The organism is Paraglaciecola sp. G1-13, from assembly GCF_055809255.1.
In genome coordinates this window covers 2,161,376-2,180,769 of sequence record NZ_CM147903.1, presented here as the reverse complement: position 1 = coordinate 2,180,769, position 19,394 = coordinate 2,161,376, and the positions used below count along the sequence as shown (strand labels likewise).

Genomic DNA, 19,394 nt, shown 5'->3' with positions numbered 1-19,394 from the left:
ACTTATTTGCACCGTAACACGACCAAGTGGCGCGTGAACCTATTGGTTAAATAAATTCACGATACCTGCAGACTTAGTTTAATTCACTGCAGATTGCAGCTTTTTGGCGAGTTTTGTATGCTCGATTTGCAGTTCTTGTTCGTCAATTGCGTAGTGTTGACCCTCTTCTATAACCCATTTACCTGCCAGCATCAGTTTATCAACTTGTTGTGCACCGCACGTCACTATGGCCGCGATTGGGTCTCCGGCTCCAGAGAAACGTAGTTCGCTTAAGTCAAAAATGGCTAAATCTGCTTGTTTGCCTGTGTGGATCTCACCAATGTCATGTCGATGAAGCAAAGAAGCTGAACCTTTCGTTGCGAGCCCTAAGGCATATTCAGCCGTGATATCGACAGCGCCATAACGTAACCTTTGTTGTAACAGAGATTGTCGAACTTCTTGTATCATGTTCGAACAGTCATTTGATGCTGAGCCGTCTACCCCTAAACCCACTCGGCAACCCGCTTTCATTAAATCCAACGTAGGGCATATGCCTGACGCCAACAGCATGTTTGAAGAAGGGCAGTGGGCAATACCGACTTTCGCATTGCCTAAACGGATAATTTCGTCTGGAGTGAAGTGAATGCCATGGGCTAGCCATGTTCTGTCGGTTAACCATCCGCATTGTTCTAAATAATCTAATGGACGTGCACCGTAGATGCGCTGGCAAAATGCATTTTCGTCTTTGGTCTCGGCTAAGTGAGTATGAAGCAATACATCATTTTGCTTGGCTAAAAGGGCGGTTTGTTTCATCAATTCTTGAGAAACAGAAAATGGCGAACAGGGCGCCAGCGCAATTTGCAACATCGGGCTGGCATGCTTGTTAGCGGATTGGTGATAGGCGTCAATCACGCGCTGGGAGTCTTTAAGAATAACGTCTTCATTTTGTATAACAGAATCTGGAGGTAACCCCCCACTGCTTTGGCCCAAGCTCATGGAGCCTCGCGTCAGAATACCTCGACAACTTAACCCTGCTAACGCTTGAACCTGAACGTCAATGGCATGGGTGAGTCGCTTTGGGAACACATAATGATGATCTCCAATGGTTGTGCAGCCAGACTTCATTAACTCAAGCCCTGCTAATTTAGTTGCACTGTATAGCATCTCTTCGTCTAGGTTTTTCCATACTTTGTATAAAAATGTTAACCAAGGAAACAGTGGTTTATTCAGCGCCCCAGGCACACAACGCGTCAGGGTTTGATAGAAATGGTGATGGGTGTTGATCATGCCTGGCATGATCACTTTACCGGTGCAGCTTTCTATCGCATCGAAGTGTAACTTTGGTGTTTCGCCGCTTTTTACTAATTCAATAATACGGCTACCTTGGATCAATAAGCCGTTGCCGGCATTTTGGTTGTTGGCGGTGAATACCGCTTCTGGAGATTTAAGCCATAACGTCGGTGATGTGCTTGCTTGCATAACGTGCGTCCCTCAAAAAATGCATACTAATGGGTATTACTTTTGTAGCTATTTAAAAAATAGGTGGTGTTAATGAACGTGTTTAATCTTATGAAACGGTAAATTCGTTCACTCGTTGCTGCTTCTCTTGTTGCTGTTCATTGCCGTTCAGACTCGTTGATTGGTGATTCATCAGCTAACACTGTGGCTGCTGGGTGATTGAATCGAGGCGCTAGTGACGGGTCTTGTGACTCAACAACATCTGCTTCCAGCTCACCAGCTTTTGGCTCGGGTATAGCAATGCTCATGATAATCGCGCAGAAACCGGCAGTGGTCACCGAAGATGAAAGTATGTTGTTGGCTAATTGCGGTAATTGGGCAAGTGTCTCAGGTACCATCATGACACCTAAACCTAATCCTAGAGACGTTGCGATAATGAGGCTTTTTCGTCTATCTATAGGCTCGCTGGTCAGTATTTTTACGCCCGCAACCGCAATAGTGGCAAACATAACAAGCGTCGCGCCGCCAAGCACAGGTTTAGGCATAAGCTGCAAGACACTGCCAACAACTGGAAATAAGCCAAGTAACACCAGAAAGCCGGCGATGTAAAATCCAACATGGCGACTGGCGACACCGGTCATTTGTATTACCGCATTGTTTTGCCCGAATGTGGTATTGGGAAAGCTATTAAACATGGCTGCCAACATAGAATTAACCCCGTCCGCTAAAATTCCCCCTTTTATGCGTTTGAGGTAAATCGGCCCTTTAATTGGCTCCTTACAAAAAAGGCTGTTGGCGGTTAAGTCTCCCGAGGTTTCAATTGCACTTAGGAAGTACACCAGTGCGATCGGAATAAACAGTTCCCAGTCAAAGGCGACACCGTATTTAAACGGCTCAGGTATGCTAATTAAAGGGGATGACAGCATATTATTGAATGACAGGATCCCCTGATACCAAGCAATGATGCAGCCTACTAACATGCCAATGAATATTGCGCTTAAGCGCAACAGCGGATATTTAGATGCATTAAGGGCAATCACGGTAATAAGTACGCTCAGGCCTAAGATGAGATTATGCGGCGCGCCAAAATCCGGTGCATTGAACCCGCCGGATAAATCGGTCATGCCAACTTTAATTAAGGTGATACCGATAGTAGTGATCACGATCCCTGTAGTGAGCGGGGTAATCACTGCTTTTAAATGCTGAATAAATTGACTTAATACAATTTCAACAAAGGCACCAAAAAAACATAAACCAAACATCAGAGCCATAATTTCTTCATTCGACCCACCACGACTTTTTATTGCGGTTCCGGCGACTAACAGCGCGCTGATGAAAGTAAAACTCGTTCCCTGTACAGCGATAAGCCCACAGCCGACAGGTCCAAATTTTTTAGCTTGAATAAAGGTGGATACGCCGGATGTCATCAGCGCCATACTGATCAGATAAGGTATTTCAGCCTGTAAGCCAAGCACAGAGCCGATGATCAATGTGGGGGTAATGATGCCAATAAAGCACGCCATAATATGCTGAAGCGCAGCAGTGGTGCTATGACCAACAGAAGGGACATCTGTTAAAGAATATAATATTTCACCGTTTTTGGGGCGAGTAGTCTGCATATGTTGGCCTATTTTTAATCTGTTATGGGTAACAAGTTTTTCGGGGTTCAGTTATTTTGTGGTTGGCAAAGTCCGTATTGCCGACAAATAAATGTGCCGTAACGGTCAGGTGTTTGACTAAAACTGTTGGCCCCTTGGTCTAAAAACGCCTGCTCAAATGCGTTGATACGGGAATGATAATCCGCCAGCAGCGCACGTTTAGTTTGCTCGTCAACAAAACCGTGCTTGAGTGAGTTTTCGGCTAAACCAGTCAGCTCTTGCCAGGATAAATTAAACTCTTTAACGGCAACAAAGTACTCGTCTGTCATATTTGAATCCCACATACCGCGGTCGTCGGTTGATAACGCTACTGGGATCCCGGTGCGCAGGTATTCAGGGAAGGGGTGTTGATGATATTCATCGACGTATTCAAGCAGTAAATTACTCACAAGGTTAATTTCTACTAAATAGCGGTCGTTACGCATCAATAACATGGTGCCAGGATCGTCGATTAAGTTAACACCATGCCCAATTCGATTCGCGCCTAATAATAGGGTGTCCCTAACATGAAAATTGGGTTCATCTACCTCACCTGCATGGATAGCCAGCGGTATATTCGGGATGCGCTGGCGTAATTTTCGTAAGGTGGATAAAAACCGTAACGGATAACCCTTATCGTTGTCTTCGCGGCCAACCATATTAATACCCACGTAGATGTCTCTGTGTCTATCAACAAAGCGATACATCCATTCGAGCTCTTGTTCGGCGTTGGGTAAAAAGCGCAATAGCGCATATTGCAATCGAGCGGTGACACCCGTGGAGGTGGCATCATCTTGGGCTAACCGTTGACGGAATATATTGACTACCTCGTCCGGCGAATAGTGAGAGCCATCTGGTTTAATGCCGCCTTTAGCATTGGTTTGCGCTTCAATATAACCCAATCCTTCTCGTGCAAAAGACTGCATATTTTTAACCAATAATTCTGCCATGATGATTGGATTGCGATTCAGATCGCCCAGGCGAGACCAATGCTTTTCAAAAAATTCAGCGCGTCCTTCAAACGGCTTGTCTAATCTAATGCTATTCATCCATGCGGATTTTTGCTCGTTTGACAACGCGGTGAGTTCGCGATATTCACTTTTCTCGCAATCACTCAGCGCTGCATAGTGGCTGTGTTGAATCGTCTTGAATAACAATAATTGCGGATTTCCGCCAAATTCATTGCTGCCATAGCCATGACATTGTTTGATAAACACCTTAGTGTAATAGCGATATCCACCATTTGTTTTCTCATCAGTAGCAAGGTTGTACCACCAATGGCTAAAGCCCGAACCGCCAAGGTGGTGATGAAGGTCACCTCCTTTTGGTAGCGCATATAAAAAGTTATATAAGGCTGTGTTATCAGCCTGTTGCTTAAATGACTCAAACCAATGCGGTTTGGGGGGCATTGGCGTGTCTGCCTTTGTGCTTAAGGGGAGCAAAGTACAACCAAAGAAAACGAGAAGTTGTAAATAGTGATTCATGTAACGATAAGAATATCGATTGTTTTGGAGTGTCGGGTTCGAATTGTTGTGCAGATTGAGGTGGTGTTTATAAATGTAACGACGAATTTGTTGTACGATGTTCATAAGAGTGTCCGTAGCTGTTGACTGATAAAGTTTAGTCAAGATGGCTGAGTCCATTGCAATTATTTGACCAAATGGTCAGTCTGGAATATCTCATTAACGTGTTGTAATTGAAGGAATAAATATCCGTTAGGTATTGTAGGATGCACATTTTAAGCAAGGTTGCACTTTAATGGTGCAATTTACCTCTATTTTGATACACACATTTGCATCACACATCAATCAAATACACGCTTACTCATTGAATGGTAAACATTATCGTGATTACAAATTGATGAAGTGAGCTAATCCGCATCGCCTAAAACGATCATGTATAGTGGTTGATAATGTGAATATTTGCTCAACACGTAATAGTGAACAGATACCCAGAATACTCTTGATTTATTGACTCGACATTTATAATGGAGAACACAGTGCAAAACACTTCAGCCCTTGTCAGCCCACAATGGTTACATGCGCATTTGGATGATGCGAACATAATGATTTTCATGAGTACGATGAACGTGATCACTACAGGTGAGCCAGAACCCATGCCTGCTAGTTATATCCCTAAAGCACAAGTATTTGATTTTGAACATCAGATTTGCGACCCATCTAGCTCACTTCCTCACACTATGCCCAGTTCTGAGGTATTTCAGCAAGAAGTGCGAAAACTTGGGGTGAATAAAGACAGTATTGTGATTGTTTATGATAATCAGGGGGTGTTCAGCGCACCACGCGTGTGGTGGATGTTTACGTGCATGGGCCACAAGCAGGTCTATGTGTTAAATGGTGGTTTTCCTGAATGGCAAAAAGCGGGATTCAAATGTGCCGAAACGTTGTCGCAAGCGAAGCAAGAGGGAGACTTTATTAGTCAATTTCATGCTGAGCGTATGATCGATGCCAGCGGTGTATTAGCAGCACTTGATGCACCTGACTGTCATGTCATAGACGCCCGTTCAGCGGATAGGTTTTATGCAAAGGTAGCAGAGCCGAGACCTCACCTTCGCAGCGGCCATATGCCAAATGGGTTGAATTTACCTTTTAGTGACTGCATTGAGAGTGCTCAATTGTTAAGCCCCCAACGACTGCGGACTAAATTCGATGCATTAGGTGTTCGTGAGAATGACAAGTTAATGTTCAGTTGTGGTTCGGGGGTAACAGCCTGTGTTTTAGCCTTGGCCGCTAATGAGGCCGGGTATCAAAATATACAAGTTTACGACGGTTCATGGAGTGAGTGGGGTGCAGATGAAAGATTACCTGTTGTTAGATAATCATATAAGAACCCGCGCTAGTCGCTAGCACCTTCTGTTAAGCAAAGGTAAGCAATTTATTCAGTGAGTATTCATTCACCCAAGTAGATAATTCTATCATTCAAATTTAGCGATTGTGACCATCGCCATGTAAAGGAAATAATATGAAAAACGTGTTTGCTATTGTTACTCTGTTGGCGTCAAGCGCCGCATTAAGTTTTAGTCCACTCAGCGCCGCCAGTGCTGAGGACAAGGTGCATCAAATCAGCGTTAGTGGCCAAGCGAATGTGGCAAGTGTGCCAGACCTGTTCCAGTTCAGTGTTTATGTAGAGGAGCAAGGAGAGCGGGTTCAAAGTCTAAACAGTGTAGTCGCAGACAAAACCCAAACCATTATCAGCAGTGTGTTGGCTTTTGGTGTTGACAAAAAAGACGTGCAATCAATGCGTGTTCAGCTTAATCCTTGGTACGAACACAGTAATAACCAACGCATTCAAAAAGGCTTCAAGCTCTCAAGAGAGATTAACTTCACCTTGCGCGATATTGCCCTGTATGACCAAGTGATTGATGCGGTATTAGCGACGGGAGCGAGCCGTATTGATGGCTTCAATTATGTTGTCGAAAATCCACAGCCGCAGTATTTAGCGGCGTTAGAATTGGCACTGAAGGACGCAAAATTACGGGCCTCTCGTATGGCAAAAACCTTGGGCGCCAAACTAGGTAGGGTTATATCAATCAGCGAAAATAGTGGCTATTCACCCATGCCTAGAGGTCGTGAAGTGATGATGATGAGCAAATCAAGTGATTCACTACCAGGCCAAATTAACACCGCTGCGCAGGTAAACGTGACATTCGAATTGGTTGAGTAAAGTGAGGCGGTTAAATGCCTAATAGTGAAATGCGAGCTTAATATTGTTATCAAAAACGTGCTTGATTAGCTATACCGTGCAGGATTAATTTTAAAGGTTTAGGAAAAAGAGGTTAGCGAATACAGCTTATCCATGGATGCTGTATTCGTTTATCTACTTAATTGATTTCGTGAAAAGTCAACTTTCAATAGTAATAATCAAGTTCTACTTCGGGCGGAGCAATAACGACCAACCAATATACGAAGGCACAAATAACCATCGCCAGTACTAAAGCTAATATCAGTCTTGAATGATTAATCCCGCTTTTCGATTGCACATTTTTATGCCCATGAAGCATCGCACCAATCAAGGGCTTCTTAAGCAATAATTCGTAACTTAAAATAGCACTAATGTGTAAACCAATAATCACCAATAATACATCGAACAGGGTGTGATGCAGCCACTGCATGATACCCTGCGTCTCATCAGATACGCTTGAGTAATAAGGCCCTGTAAATAACACATCATCGGTAACGAACAGACCGCTTATTGCCTGAGCGCCGACCACAATCAAAATAGCGGGTACCATCAAGGCGCCGAGTGGATTATGCCCCGTGTACGTTGATGGGTGGCGGCTAAATAGTGTACTTGTGTAGTGTAAAATGGCGCTAGGGCCACGTAAAAAAGAACTAAACCGGGCATGTTTTGGCCCAGCAAATCCCCAAATTATTCGAAATATTACCAAGCCTAATAAACCGTAACCAAATTTAGCATGCAGTTCCATGTAGCCATCTAATACTTCAGCCGTTAGCCACTGCGCAAAAATCAGCAGTACGAGGGCCCAATGAAAAATGCGTAAGGGGAGATCCCAGACCAATGTTTTGTGATGTGTCATATTTTGGCTCGAATAATGAATACTAAAAAAAGGAATATACAGAATATTGTTACTGGCGATAAAGCACAACTCAAGAGGAATTATGTATTTGTCTTGGTGGTGGTCTAGTTTTTGTCCTTATTGCCTGTGTTGCGAGGAGTAAATGACCTCACCGTTGAGCGACAATTAGTCAGTTTCACCATGGTAAACACCTCTTACCAGTTTATTAATCCGCCAAATCCCCTTTTTACGCTGTTATTTGGCTGATTTTAAGGAAAATAAAGTAGCATATTCTCTATTTTCAAGCATAAAATGCGCGCAAAACTACTATGACCTTTTTATTACATTAACTGGGTTTAAACAACAAGGTTCAGCACATAAACCAAAGAGTGACTGCTGCAGCCAATTTATCACCTTATTAACACGACTGAGATTTCCTATGTTGCAGGCAAATTTACCATCAATACGCCAGACTATTCGCACTAATACCTACCTCAATGAGGGGGATAGTGTTGAATATATGCTCAAGACTAATCCATTGAGTCAAGAGGCGCGCAATAACGTACATGCAACGGCGTTATCATTTGTAGAGCAGTGCAGAGCGAATCCCGACAAGCAGGGGTTATTTGACGCCTTCCTACAAGAATACAGTTTATCTAGCCATGAAGGTGTCGTGTTGATGTGTTTAGCTGAAGCACTATTGCGGGTACCTGATAGCTATACTGTTGACCGTCTTATCGCTGAAAAAATTCATCTTGGCCAGTGGGGTGAGCACATAGGTAACTCCGAAGAGTTACTAGTGAATGCTGCAAGCGTAGGCTTATCGCTTACCAGTAAAATACTAGGTAAAGAACAGAGTAAAGGCCAGAGTAATGAGCAGGGCAGCAATGATGAGCCAAGCAACTGGTTCCGTAAGCTTATTCAACGAGTAGGTGAGCCTGTTGTGCGCGGTGCGACGTTGCAGGCCATGAAATTTATGGGGCAGCAATACGTATTGGGCCGAGATATTAAAGAAGCGGCAAAGCGTGGTAGAAAAGGCAATGTTGAAGGCACTCGCTTCTCATTTGATATGTTAGGGGAAGGGGCCAGAACCTACAAAGATGCCAATAAATATTACGATGCTTACTTATCAGCTATCCGCTCCATTGGGCAAAGTAACGATGAGAGCGATGTTAATTTAGCGGACGGGATATCGGTAAAACTCAGTGCTTTGCACCCACGTTATGAATTCAGTCATCATCATTTAGTGATCGATGAATTACTGCCAAGCGTTTTGTCGTTGGCGCTTGAAGCCAAAAAATTCAATATTGGTTTTACCATTGATGCAGAAGAAGCGGCTCGCTTGGACATTGAACTCGATGTATTTCAAGCACTGGCGTTTGCGCCGGAATTAGCCAATTGGAACGGATTGGGTTTTGTGCTGCAAGCCTATCAGAAACGTGCGCTTTTCGTAGTGGACTGGTTGGTCGAATTAGCGAAAGCCAGTGAACGTACATTAATGGTGCGCTTAGTTAAAGGCGCATATTGGGATGCAGAAATTAAACATGCACAAGAAATGGGGTTGAGTGAATTTCCGGTCTTTACTCGAAAAGTACACACAGATTTGAGTTATCAAGTTTGTGCTGGCAAATTGCTCGATAACCGAGATTGTATCTACCCTCAATTTGCAACACACAATGCTTATACTGTTGCGCTCATAATGGAAATGGCGGGAGACGACACCAATAGTTTTGAGTTCCAGCGCCTGCACGGCATGGGTGACTTACTTTACGGCCAAATTAGAGAAACCACCGGGCGTGAGTTACCTCTAAGAGTCTATGCGCCAGTGGGTGTTCACAGAGACCTACTCCCTTACTTAGTACGTCGATTACTTGAAAACGGTGCCAATGGTTCATTTGTTAATCAATTCTTGGATGGTAAAATTGCCGCCTCGAATCTGGTGCAGAGTGTTGAAACAACAATCGGCAAGGCTCAGGGAAGCCGCAATAGCCAAATCCCTCTGGCTCAGGACATATTTAACGCCTTCGGTGAAAAGCGTGATAACTCCCGGGGTATCGATTTAGACGATCCTCTGGCATTTGCTACGGTTGCCCAGCAAGTAACTGCTTTTTCTGAAAAGAAATGGCAGGCAGGACCGATCATCAACGGCGTGATGAGCACCGACAATGCTTACCCTTTGTATTCGCCAGCCGCTACTGACAGCCTGATAGGGGACTGCACCGATGCTTCTGCAAAAGATGTAGATATTGCGATGAATGCGGCGTCTGCAGCGCAACCAGCTTGGCAAGCAACGCCAGTAAATCAGCGTGCACAAATCATGGAAAAGGTTGCTGATTTATTGGAAGCACAAACAGAAGAGCTAACCGCACTCATCAGTTTTGAAGCGGGTCGTACCTTAAACGATGGTATATCAGAAGTACGAGAAGCTGTTGATTTCTGTCGCTACTACGCGTTACAAGTGCGCCATCTGGTATCCGATAGCCCAACCCAACCCAAGTTAAAACAAGGTCAGGGCGTTTTCGTGTGCATTAGCCCTTGGAACTTCCCGTTAGCTATTTTTGTTGGTCAAATTGCAGCAGCGTTAGTGGCAGGCAATACAGTCGTGGCCAAACCGGCGGAACAGTCGCCATTGATTGCGACTCAAGCTATTAAACTGATGCACGATGCAGGGGTGCCCACAGATGTATTGCACTTACTGACGGGCTCTGGACGCGAACTTGGTCCAGTACTAATGGCTGATGAAAGGGTTGCAGGGGTCGCATTTACTGGGTCTACCGCAACGGCACAGAGTATTCAAAAGGAGTTGATTAAACGTGGTACTACCTTGCCGCCTTTTATAGCTGAAACGGGCGGACAAAATGTCATGTTAGTGGACTCAACAGCGCTACCCGAGCAGGTCGTTGATGATGTCATTCAATCTGCGTTCTTAAGTGCTGGGCAACGTTGTTCTGCGCTGCGTGTATTGTATGTACAAAATGATATCGCCGATAACTTGATTGACATGTTAAAAGGTGCGCTTGCTACCTTACAAATAGATCAACCCTGGAAACTAAGTACAGATCTTGGGCCAGTCATCGATGCAAACGCATTAAATACATTGCAAGCACATTGTGAAAAAATGACCAAAGAAGCCAAATTTGTTGCCAAGGCAAAGGCACCAAAAGACGTTAAAGGCTTTTATATTTGTCCTCAGGTGTTTGAAATTGAAAATATCAATGTACTAGAACGCGAAGTCTTTGGACCTATCTTACATATTGTTCGCTATAACGCGAAAGAGTTAGACCGCGTTCTTAAAGACATTAATGACACAGGTTATGGCTTAACGCTGGGAGTGCATAGTCGCCTTAAAGAGTTCGCCGATAAGGTGTACGGTGAAACGCATGTTGGTAATACCTACATCAATCGAAATATGGTCGGGGCGGTCGTTGGGGTAAACCCGTTTGGTGGTCATGGTCTATCAGGTACTGGTTTCAAAGCCGGAGGTCCGCACTACTTATTACGTTTTACTAATTTATGGGCTGCGGAGCCTGTTATCGATCAACTACCTAGCGAAATATCAGAGACGTCTACCCTTAGCAAAGATACCCAAATGAGTTTGCGCGTGGCCAAATCTGAACAAAGTACTTGGCAAAATGTGCCCATCACCCAGCGCATTAAGTTCATTGAGAATGCTTTCGCGGGTGCGCAACATCTACCGGCATTTTCAGCGATGCCAGCGGATAGCCTAAAGCAAGCTTCGCGAATGTTTGCACAAGCGCGGCACAATTTTGGCGAGGCCATAACGCTACCGGGGCCAACAGGTGAAACGAATGAGCTATCACTTCACGGCCGCGGTGTATTTTTAGTCGTGCTGAAACAAGGTGATGAAGTAACCAATTTACTGCAAGCAATGGGAGCGTTGTTAGCAGGAAATAGTATTGTGCTTATTCATTTAGCGCAAACGCCAGCCAGCGCCAGCTCGGTGTACAAAGCGTTAGAAAGTTTTGTGCCGATGGCAAACGTGCAATGTATTGATTCACAACAAGCGTTAATGGCATTGTTATTAAGCGACGGTATTGCAGGCGTGGCAGGAAGTAACGCCCCAGGACTCATTAGCGCTTTGGGTGCCAGAAAGGGGGCAATCATCCCGTTTGTGGGAAGTATGTCTGCAGATTATAGTTTGCTGCGTTTTGCCACAGAAAAAACCAAGACGGATAACGTCGTAGCCACAGGTGGTAATGCGATGCTGCTAAACCTCAAAGAGTAAACTCGAGGTTGATATTATTCGTTGTTGTTGATTTAAGCAGCACTTATCACTGGATGATTAGTGTTAATGCTGCTTAAATTAAGCCTTTTGGGTAATTTACCTGACACTAATTCTGTCTATGATTAGCATGAACAAAACTAAAAACGATAAAATCGTGTTACTACAAGGCAAATACAATGAAAAAAGGCCAAGACACCTTAGACCGCACTGATCTTAAAATACTCGATATACTACAAAGAGAGTGTCGTATATCTAACGTAGAATTAGCCAACCAAATACATTTAAGCCCCACACCGTGCTTAGAGCGTGTTCGTCGTTTAGAGAAAAACGGCTATATCGAAAAATACGTCGCACATTTAAACCCTAAAAAGTTAAAGGCTAATTTGACGGCCTATGTACAGCTTTCACTTGCTAGTACCAGTACTGAGTCAGTAAAAGAATTTAATCAACAAGTCAGTGAAATTGATGAAATTGTGGAGTGCGCGATGGTCGCAGGACAGTTTGATTACCTGATTAAAATCCGTATTGAAAACATGGATGAGTACTGTAAATTTTTGGGTTCAAAATTAGCCTCTATAAAAGGCGTGACGCAAACTCACACCTACGTCGTAATGGAAGAAGTTAAGTCAACTCATCTCATTCAATTATAAGAAATGATAGATTGACCTGCTTGTATGGCTGAAAGCCTGATGTAAATCAGGCACAATGTCGCCACAGATTCCTATGACGTACAAGCAGCATGAATAAAATTGCAATATTTGGGGCCAACGGCCGAATGGGTCGCGTATTAATTGAAGCGATAGATCAATCGCAAAATGCCACATTAAACGCGGCATTTGTCAGAGCAAGCTCCACTATGATGGGTGTTGATGTTGGGGAACTAGCGGGCATAGGCCAGCGTGGACTCACTGTCACTGACGCCAATTCCGCTGACTTTTCGCAAATTGACATTGTCATCGATTTCACCCTCCCAGATGCGCTCGAAGCTAATTTAGCCCTGTGTGTCCAACAAAAAAAGCCAGTCGTCATCGGCACGACAGGTTTAAACCAACAGCAAAAAGACGCTCTGCAACGGGCGAGCCAGCATATTCCTATCGTTTTTGCTGCTAATTACAGTATCGGGGTCAACCTATTACTTAACTTAGCCCGCCAAACTGCGCGTGTTATGGGGGGTACGGCAGACATCGAAATTATAGAAGGCCACCACAGGTTTAAAAAAGATGCGCCGTCTGGTACTGCCGTTGCAATAGGTGAAGTTATTGCTGATGAGCTTGGCCGTGACCTATCTACTTGTGCTGTATATGGCCGTGAAGGAGACACGGGCGAGCGTGACCAACAAACGATTGGCTTCGCTACCGTCAGGGCAGGGGATATAGTGGGTGAACACACAGCACTGTTTGCAGATATTGGTGAGCGAATCGAACTAACCCATAAAGCCTCAAGCCGCCTGACCTTTGCTAATGGTGCTGTTAAAGCCGCTGTTTGGCTTAAGAATAAATCCCCAGGGCTCTATGATATGCAAGATGTATTGGGGCTAGCCTAATACGTTCCATATCAAGTGAGCATAACTTAGGGTTTTAACCCTTAATGCAGTAAATGTGGTTGAAAGCACTGTTTTAACTATTTTTCTAATTGGGAATAGACCTTAATCAGGCTTTCATGTATATTATTGCGAATTTGCCAAATTTTAGTGGGTTTTTAGTAAATCCATGGAATTAATAGCTGCAAATACGGTAAAGCGGGATGTAATTCAACTAGTTACAGCCCGTTTTTTATAGGTTTTTGCACATTGCCCGTGTAAACACCTTAGGTTAACTATATTCGGAGGTTGACTTGGCTAATTCCGCCCTTTTAGTGCTAGAAGATGGGTCTGTTTTCAATGGCACGGCTATCGGAGCGACTGGTATGTCTGTTGGTGAAGTGGTGTTTAACACCTCAATGACAGGTTATCAGGAAATTCTTACTGATCCCTCTTACGCAGAACAAATCGTAACTTTAACCTATCCCCATATTGGTAACACCGGTACCAATAGCGAAGACTGTGAATCAACAAAAGTGTGGGCCAAAGGCCTTATCATTAGAGATTTACCGCTGCTAGCGAGTAATTTTCGTAGTGAACAATCGTTGTCTGAATACCTTCGCGTAAATAACATTCTTGGTATCGCAGATATCGACACTCGCCGTTTAACGCGTATTTTACGTGATAAAGGCGCGCAAAATGGCTGCATCATCGCAGTCGATTCAAGCTCTGAGATCACGCTTGATAAAGAATTGGCCCTTGAGAAGGCGAAAGCGTTCTCTGGTTTGAAAGGTTTGGATCTTGCCAAAGAAGTCACCACTGACGAAGTCTACAGTTGGACCGACGGTTCATGGACGCTCGGCCAAGGCTTCAACGAAAAGCAAACTGATTTGCCGTTTCACGTCGTAGCCTACGATTTTGGTGCCAAACACAACATTTTACGTATGTTAGTAGACAGAGGCTGCCGATTAACGGTGGTACCTGCTAAAACTACAGCAGAAGATGTACTGGCGTTAAACCCAGATGGCGTGTTTTTATCCAACGGCCCTGGTGATCCTGAGCCTTGCGTTTACGCGATCGAAGCGATTAAGACCTTGCTCGTTAAAAACCTGCCTATTTTTGGTATCTGTTTAGGGCATCAATTATTGGCGCTAGCCAGTGGTGCAAAAACTGTAAAAATGAAATTCGGTCATCACGGTGCTAACCACCCAGTGAAAGATATACTTGGTCAGCGCGTCATGATCACCAGCCAAAACCACGGTTTCGCTGTTGATGAACAATCGATGCCGGACAATTTAGATGTTACCCATGTGTCATTGTTTGACCAGTCATTGCAAGGTATACACCGTAATGATAAGCCCGCGTTTAGCTTCCAGGGACACCCTGAAGCAAGCCCCGGCCCTCATGACGCGGCACCTTTGTTTGATCACTTCATTGAATTGATGCAAGCAACACGCTAAGACGACCCTTAAGCCCCAAATTTAGAGTAACAAGCACAATGCCAAAACGTACCGACATAAAAAGTATCTTAATTATTGGTGCTGGACCGATCGTCATCGGCCAGGCCTGTGAATTCGACTATTCAGGTGCGCAGGCGTGTAAAGCACTGCGTGAAGAAGGTTATCGAGTTATTTTAGTTAACTCTAACCCTGCAACTATAATGACCGACCCTGAAATGGCCGATGCCACTTACATCGAGCCTATCCACTGGGAAGTGGTTAGAAAAATTATTGAAAAAGAACGCCCTGATGCCATTTTGCCAACCATGGGCGGACAAACCGCACTTAACTGTGCGTTAGATTTAGATAAGCACGGCGTGCTGACTGAATTCGGCGTTGAAATGATTGGCGCCACTGCGGATGCCATTGATAAAGCCGAAGACCGTGAACGTTTTGATAAGGCGATGAAATCAATTGGCCTTGAATGCCCACGTGCTGAAATTGCGCATAGCCTAGATGAAGCATTCGATGTTTCAACTCGTATCGGTTTCCCCTGTATTATTCGCCCATCTTTCACTATGGGTGGCAGCGGTGGCGGTATTGCTTATAACGTTGAAGAGTTTGAAGAAATCTGTCGTCGTGGTCTTGATTTGTCACCAACGTCTGAACTGTTGATTGATGAATCATTGATTGGTTGGAAAGAGTATGAAATGGAAGTAGTACGGGATAAAGCAGACAACTGCATTATCGTGTGTACTATCGAAAACTTTGACGCTATGGGTGTTCATACCGGTGATTCGATTACCGTTGCGCCAGCCCAAACGCTTACCGATAAAGAATTTCAAATCATGCGTAATGCCGCTATGGCCGTATTGCGTGAGATTGGTGTTGAAACGGGAGGTTCAAATGTTCAGTTTGGTGTTGACCCACAAACTGGTCGTTTAGTTATTATCGAAATGAACCCGCGCGTTTCTCGTTCATCTGCTTTGGCATCTAAAGCGACGGGCTTCCCGATTGCAAAAGTAGCGGCGAAGCTAGCCATTGGTTATACCTTGGATGAACTTGCCAACGATATTACAGGTGGTTTAACACCTGCGTCGTTTGAGCCGGCCATCGATTACGTTGTCACTAAAATTCCGCGTTTTAACTTCGAAAAATTTGCTGGTGCCAATGACCGCCTAACGACTCAAATGAAGTCAGTAGGTGAGGTGATGTCAATTGGCCGTAATCAACAAGAATCCTTGCAAAAAGCATTACGCGGACTAGAAGTTGGCGTTAATGGCTTTGATTCTATTATCGATTATACCGATCCAGAGAACAAAGCGACCATCATTCGTGAACTTCGCGAGCCAGGAGCTGAACGCATTTGGTACATAGCAGATGCGATGCGAATGGGCATGGACATCGAAGAGATTTTTGCCCTAACGAATGTTGATCGTTGGTACTTAGTGCAAATTGAAGATTTGGTTAAAGAAGAACAAAACGTCGCGAACATTGGTTTATCTGGTATTGATGCCACATTGATGAACCGATTGAAGCGTAAAGGGTTCTCTGATGCGCGTATCGCTGATTTGACCGGTGTCGACCAAGGTGATGTGCGCGAAATACGCCGTGGCTTTGATATTCACCCTGTCTACAAACGCGTTGATACTTGTGCGGCTGAGTTTGCCTCCAGCACTGCATATATGTACTCAACGTACGATGAAGAATGCGAAGCAAATCCCACTGATAAAGATAAAATTATGGTTATCGGTGGCGGGCCTAACCGCATTGGTCAAGGAATTGAGTTTGATTATTGTTGTGTTCACGCTGCTTTGGCAATGCGTGAAGATGGCTACGAAACTATCATGGTTAACTGTAACCCTGAAACGGTTTCCACTGATTACGATACATCAGACCGTTTGTACTTCGAATCAGTGACCTTAGAAGACGTGCTGGAAATTGTCCGTATCGAGAAGCCCGTTGGCGTTATTGTTCAATACGGTGGTCAAACCCCCCTTAAGTTAGCGCGTGATTTAGAAGCTGCAGGGGTACCCATCATTGGTACTTCACCTGACGCTATTGATAAAGCGGAAGATCGTGAGCGTTTCCAGAAAATGGTCAACAAGTTAAACCTCAAGCAACCGGCGAATGCGACGGTAAGCAATCTTGAAGAAGCTTTGCTAGCGGCTGAGAAAATTGGTTTCCCATTGGTTGTTCGCCCTTCATATGTACTTGGCGGACGCGCGATGGAAATCGTGTATGACCTAAAAGATTTGAAACGTTACTTAAACAATGCGGTTAAAGTCTCTAATGACTCACCTGTATTACTCGACCGTTTCTTAGATGACGCAATTGAAGTGGATGTTGACGCTATCTGTGACGGTAAAGAAGTCATGATTGGCGGTATTATGGAGCACATTGAACAAGCAGGTGTTCACTCAGGTGACTCAGCATGTTCGCTTCCACCTTATTCGCTGAGCGAGGACATTCAAAACGTCATGCGCGAGCAAGTTAAAGCCATGGCATTAGAATTAGGTGTGGTCGGTTTGATGAACACGCAATTCGCGGTCAAAGACGGGGAGGTATACTTAATTGAAGTTAACCCTCGTGCTGCTCGTACTGTGCCATTTGTGTCTAAAGCGACAGGTTTGGCCATTGCCAAAATTGGTGCTCGCGCTATGGCTGGTCAGTCTCTTGCTTCGCAAGGTCTGAGCAAAGAAGTCATTCCTCCGTTTTATAGCGTTAAAGAAGTGGTGTTGCCTTTTGCTAAGTTTCAAGGCGTAGACCCCTTACTTGGCCCTGAAATGCGCTCTACCGGCGAAGTGATGGGAGTAGGTGATACCTTCGTGGAAGCTTACGCTAAAGCAAATTTAGGTGCTGGCGAGCCCATCCCAGCAGGAGGGAAAGCATTGCTTTCTGTTCGTCTTAACGATAAAAATCGTATTATCGAATTAGGCCGAGCCATGGTAGCAAAAGGATTTAATCTTGAAGCAACGCGCGGAACGGCTGAAGTGCTGAATAAAGCCGATGTGCCTTGCTCTATTGTGAACAAGCTATCCGAAGGTCGCCCTAATATTGTAGATGCGATTAAAAACGGTGAATATTGTTATATCATCAATACCACCGAAGGACGTCAAGCAATCGATGATTCTGTGTATATTCGTCGTGAAGCGCTGCTAAATAAAATTCCTTATACCACCACTATGAATGCGGCGTTTGCCACGGTTAATGCAAATAAAGCAGACGACCGTGCCAGAGTGCATTCAGTACAAGAATTACATAAACGTTTAGTTTAATCGTTTATTAATTCGGTGCTGGGCGTTGATTTATTACGCTCAGCACTTATTTATTATCCATGTAGAACAACAATCAAAAATAAAGCGAGCTATTGATCAATGACTCAATATCCTATGACGGCTAAAGGCGCAGAAATGTTGCGTGAAGAGCTACAACATTTAAAGTCAGTAAAACGTCCAGAAATTATTAAATCGATTGCGGAAGCCCGTGAACACGGAGATTTAAAAGAAAACGCTGAATACCATGCAGCGCGTGAGCAGCAAAGCTTCTGTGAAGGGCGTATTCAAGATATCGAAGGTAAGTTATCCAACGTACAAATTATCGATGTAACCAAAATGACCAACACTGGGAAGGTTATATTTGGCACGACAGTTACTATATTAAATCTACAAAGTGATGAAGAAATTACTTATAAGATTGTGGGTGATGATGAAGCTGACATTAAAAATAACCTTATTTCAGTCAGTTCGCCCATCGCCCGGGGGTTAATCGGTAAGCAGCTAGACGATGTGGTCACCATTCAAACGCCCAAGGGTGCAATTGAATTTGAAATCATTGAGGTAGAGTACGTCTAATTTAAGACTGCTCTTTTGGGTGATGCTTGACATCATTTACAAATTTATCGTCAAAAATAATGAAAAAGCGTGCTTCCTGCACGCTTTTTTTTGTTTAATGATAAGTTGATAAAGTCATACAAATTGAACCTAGCTCAATAGCATCCACAAGGTTATAACACTAGTGAACGCGTGGCTTAGTGAGCTGCTGAATAACTTGTTGGTTCAGCGCAGCCAGATTGTGGGAGCTTCGGCTGGTATATAAACCTTGATCGACCACGAGGTCCCGGTCAACGACCTTCGCACCAGCGTTTCGCAAGCGATTGAGAACAGTTGGAAATGAAGCAACGAGTCTGTTTCTCAAAACGTCTGCTTCAAGTAACATCCACGTACCTTGATTGATGGCAACCACAGGCTTGAGCTTAGCATCCACAAAGAATGCCTTTACAAAATCTACTGCGTCTGTGTCTTGCAACAGCGCGTCTGGGTTAAATAATCCGCCGGGTAAAATGAGTGCGTCATAATCATCAGCTGACACTTTTGACACGACTTTATCTACATCCACTTCTATACCCCATTTGCTGCCGTTCCAGCCTATTATAGTCCCAGGCTCAAGGGAGACAATGTGCACATCAACCCCAGCCTCAATAAGGGCGTCACGGGTTTCAATTAATTCACATTGTTCAAAGCCATCCTTGGCGAGTATGGCTGCAGTTTTTTTATCTGTTAGCGTCGTCAACATCCGT

General features: G+C 44.3%; 13 protein-coding genes. 8 read left to right on the top strand and 5 right to left on the bottom strand.

Annotated features, from left to right (window positions below; all coding sequences use genetic code 11):
- Nucleotides 1–78: 78 nt before the first annotated feature.
- From AC0L6N_RS09150 to AC0L6N_RS09140, 3 genes are all read right to left on the bottom strand, one after another.
- Entirely contained in the window at nt 79–1,458 is a 1,380-nt protein-coding gene (locus AC0L6N_RS09150) for an 8-oxoguanine deaminase (protein ID WP_473480697.1), read from the bottom strand.
- 137 nt (nt 1,459–1,595) lie between these two features.
- Nucleotides 1,596–3,056: a uracil-xanthine permease family protein gene (locus tag AC0L6N_RS09145; RefSeq protein WP_473480694.1), complete on the bottom strand. Its 1,461-nt coding sequence runs from the start codon at nt 3,054–3,056 to the stop codon at nt 1,596–1,598.
- Between the two features lie 47 nt (nt 3,057–3,103).
- Entirely contained in the window at nt 3,104–4,663 is a 1,560-nt protein-coding gene (locus AC0L6N_RS09140) for an adenosine deaminase family protein (protein ID WP_473480691.1), read from the bottom strand.
- Nucleotides 4,664–5,073: 410 nt separating this feature from the next.
- Here AC0L6N_RS09140 and AC0L6N_RS09135 point away from each other — a divergent pair, with 410 nt between their 5' ends.
- Together AC0L6N_RS09135 and AC0L6N_RS09130 are read left to right on the top strand one after the other, a co-directional pair.
- Nucleotides 5,074–5,913, top strand: coding sequence for a sulfurtransferase (locus tag AC0L6N_RS09135; protein ID WP_473480688.1), 840 nt, complete (start codon nt 5,074–5,076; stop codon nt 5,911–5,913).
- A 143-nt stretch (nt 5,914–6,056) separates the two neighbouring features.
- Nucleotides 6,057–6,758, top strand: a complete 702-nt coding sequence (locus tag AC0L6N_RS09130) for an SIMPL domain-containing protein (RefSeq protein WP_473480685.1) — start codon at nt 6,057–6,059, stop codon at nt 6,756–6,758.
- A 184-nt stretch (nt 6,759–6,942) separates the two neighbouring features.
- Here the strand turns inward: AC0L6N_RS09130 and AC0L6N_RS09125 are convergent, their stop codons facing one another.
- Entirely contained in the window at nt 6,943–7,632 is a 690-nt protein-coding gene (locus tag AC0L6N_RS09125; RefSeq protein ID WP_473480682.1) for a cytochrome b/b6 domain-containing protein, read from the bottom strand.
- A 418-nt stretch (nt 7,633–8,050) separates the two neighbouring features.
- On the opposite strand from AC0L6N_RS09125, the gene putA reads away from it, so the two are divergent.
- From putA to greA, 6 genes are all read left to right on the top strand, one after another.
- The gene (gene putA / locus AC0L6N_RS09120; RefSeq protein WP_473480679.1) at nt 8,051–11,857 is read left to right on the top strand and encodes a bifunctional proline dehydrogenase/L-glutamate gamma-semialdehyde dehydrogenase PutA; all 3,807 of its coding nucleotides are present in this window, start codon (nt 8,051–8,053) and stop codon (nt 11,855–11,857) included.
- A 176-nt stretch (nt 11,858–12,033) separates the two neighbouring features.
- Nucleotides 12,034–12,507 (top strand): winged helix-turn-helix transcriptional regulator, encoded by a 474-nt coding sequence (locus tag AC0L6N_RS09115; protein ID WP_006993387.1) that lies wholly within the window; start codon nt 12,034–12,036, stop codon nt 12,505–12,507.
- Between the two features lie 89 nt (nt 12,508–12,596).
- A complete protein-coding gene (gene dapB, locus AC0L6N_RS09110; RefSeq protein WP_473480676.1) occupies nt 12,597–13,400 on the top strand; it encodes a 4-hydroxy-tetrahydrodipicolinate reductase in 804 nt (267 codons plus the stop codon).
- Between the two features lie 290 nt (nt 13,401–13,690).
- Nucleotides 13,691–14,836: a glutamine-hydrolyzing carbamoyl-phosphate synthase small subunit gene (gene carA / locus AC0L6N_RS09105; RefSeq protein ID WP_473480673.1), complete on the top strand. Its 1,146-nt coding sequence runs from the start codon at nt 13,691–13,693 to the stop codon at nt 14,834–14,836.
- A 38-nt stretch (nt 14,837–14,874) separates the two neighbouring features.
- A complete protein-coding gene (gene carB, locus AC0L6N_RS09100) occupies nt 14,875–18,093 on the top strand; it encodes a carbamoyl-phosphate synthase large subunit (RefSeq protein ID WP_473480670.1) in 3,219 nt (1,072 codons plus the stop codon).
- Between the two features lie 99 nt (nt 18,094–18,192).
- Nucleotides 18,193–18,669 (top strand): transcription elongation factor GreA, encoded by a 477-nt coding sequence (greA, locus tag AC0L6N_RS09095; protein WP_011575014.1) that lies wholly within the window; start codon nt 18,193–18,195, stop codon nt 18,667–18,669.
- Between the two features lie 160 nt (nt 18,670–18,829).
- Here the strand turns inward: greA and AC0L6N_RS09090 are convergent, their stop codons facing one another.
- On the bottom strand, nt 18,830–19,390 hold the full coding sequence (locus AC0L6N_RS09090; protein ID WP_473480667.1) for a DJ-1/PfpI family protein: 561 nt from the start codon (nt 19,388–19,390) through the stop codon (nt 18,830–18,832).
- Nucleotides 19,391–19,394: the final 4 nt, after the last annotated feature.

Excerpts from the sequence above, each read along its gene's own strand:
- AC0L6N_RS09150 (WP_473480697.1), bottom strand. The coding sequence starts at position 1,458 with ATGCAAGCAAGCACATCACCGACGTTATGGCTTAAATCTCCAGAAGCG.
- AC0L6N_RS09145 (WP_473480694.1), bottom strand. The coding sequence starts at position 3,056 with ATGCAGACTACTCGCCCCAAAAACGGTGAAATATTATATTCTTTAACA.
- AC0L6N_RS09140 (WP_473480691.1), bottom strand. The coding sequence starts at position 4,663 with ATGAACATCGTACAACAAATTCGTCGTTACATTTATAAACACCACCTC.
- AC0L6N_RS09130 (WP_473480685.1), top strand. The coding sequence starts at position 6,057 with ATGAAAAACGTGTTTGCTATTGTTACTCTGTTGGCGTCAAGCGCCGCA.
- AC0L6N_RS09125 (WP_473480682.1), bottom strand. The coding sequence starts at position 7,632 with ATGACACATCACAAAACATTGGTCTGGGATCTCCCCTTACGCATTTTT.
- putA (WP_473480679.1), top strand. The coding sequence starts at position 8,051 with ATGTTGCAGGCAAATTTACCATCAATACGCCAGACTATTCGCACTAAT.
- AC0L6N_RS09115 (WP_006993387.1), top strand. The coding sequence starts at position 12,034 with ATGAAAAAAGGCCAAGACACCTTAGACCGCACTGATCTTAAAATACTC.
- dapB (WP_473480676.1), top strand. The coding sequence starts at position 12,597 with ATGAATAAAATTGCAATATTTGGGGCCAACGGCCGAATGGGTCGCGTA.
- carB (WP_473480670.1), top strand. The coding sequence starts at position 14,875 with ATGCCAAAACGTACCGACATAAAAAGTATCTTAATTATTGGTGCTGGA.
- greA (WP_011575014.1), top strand. The coding sequence starts at position 18,193 with ATGACTCAATATCCTATGACGGCTAAAGGCGCAGAAATGTTGCGTGAA.
- AC0L6N_RS09090 (WP_473480667.1), bottom strand. The coding sequence starts at position 19,390 with ATGTTGACGACGCTAACAGATAAAAAAACTGCAGCCATACTCGCCAAG.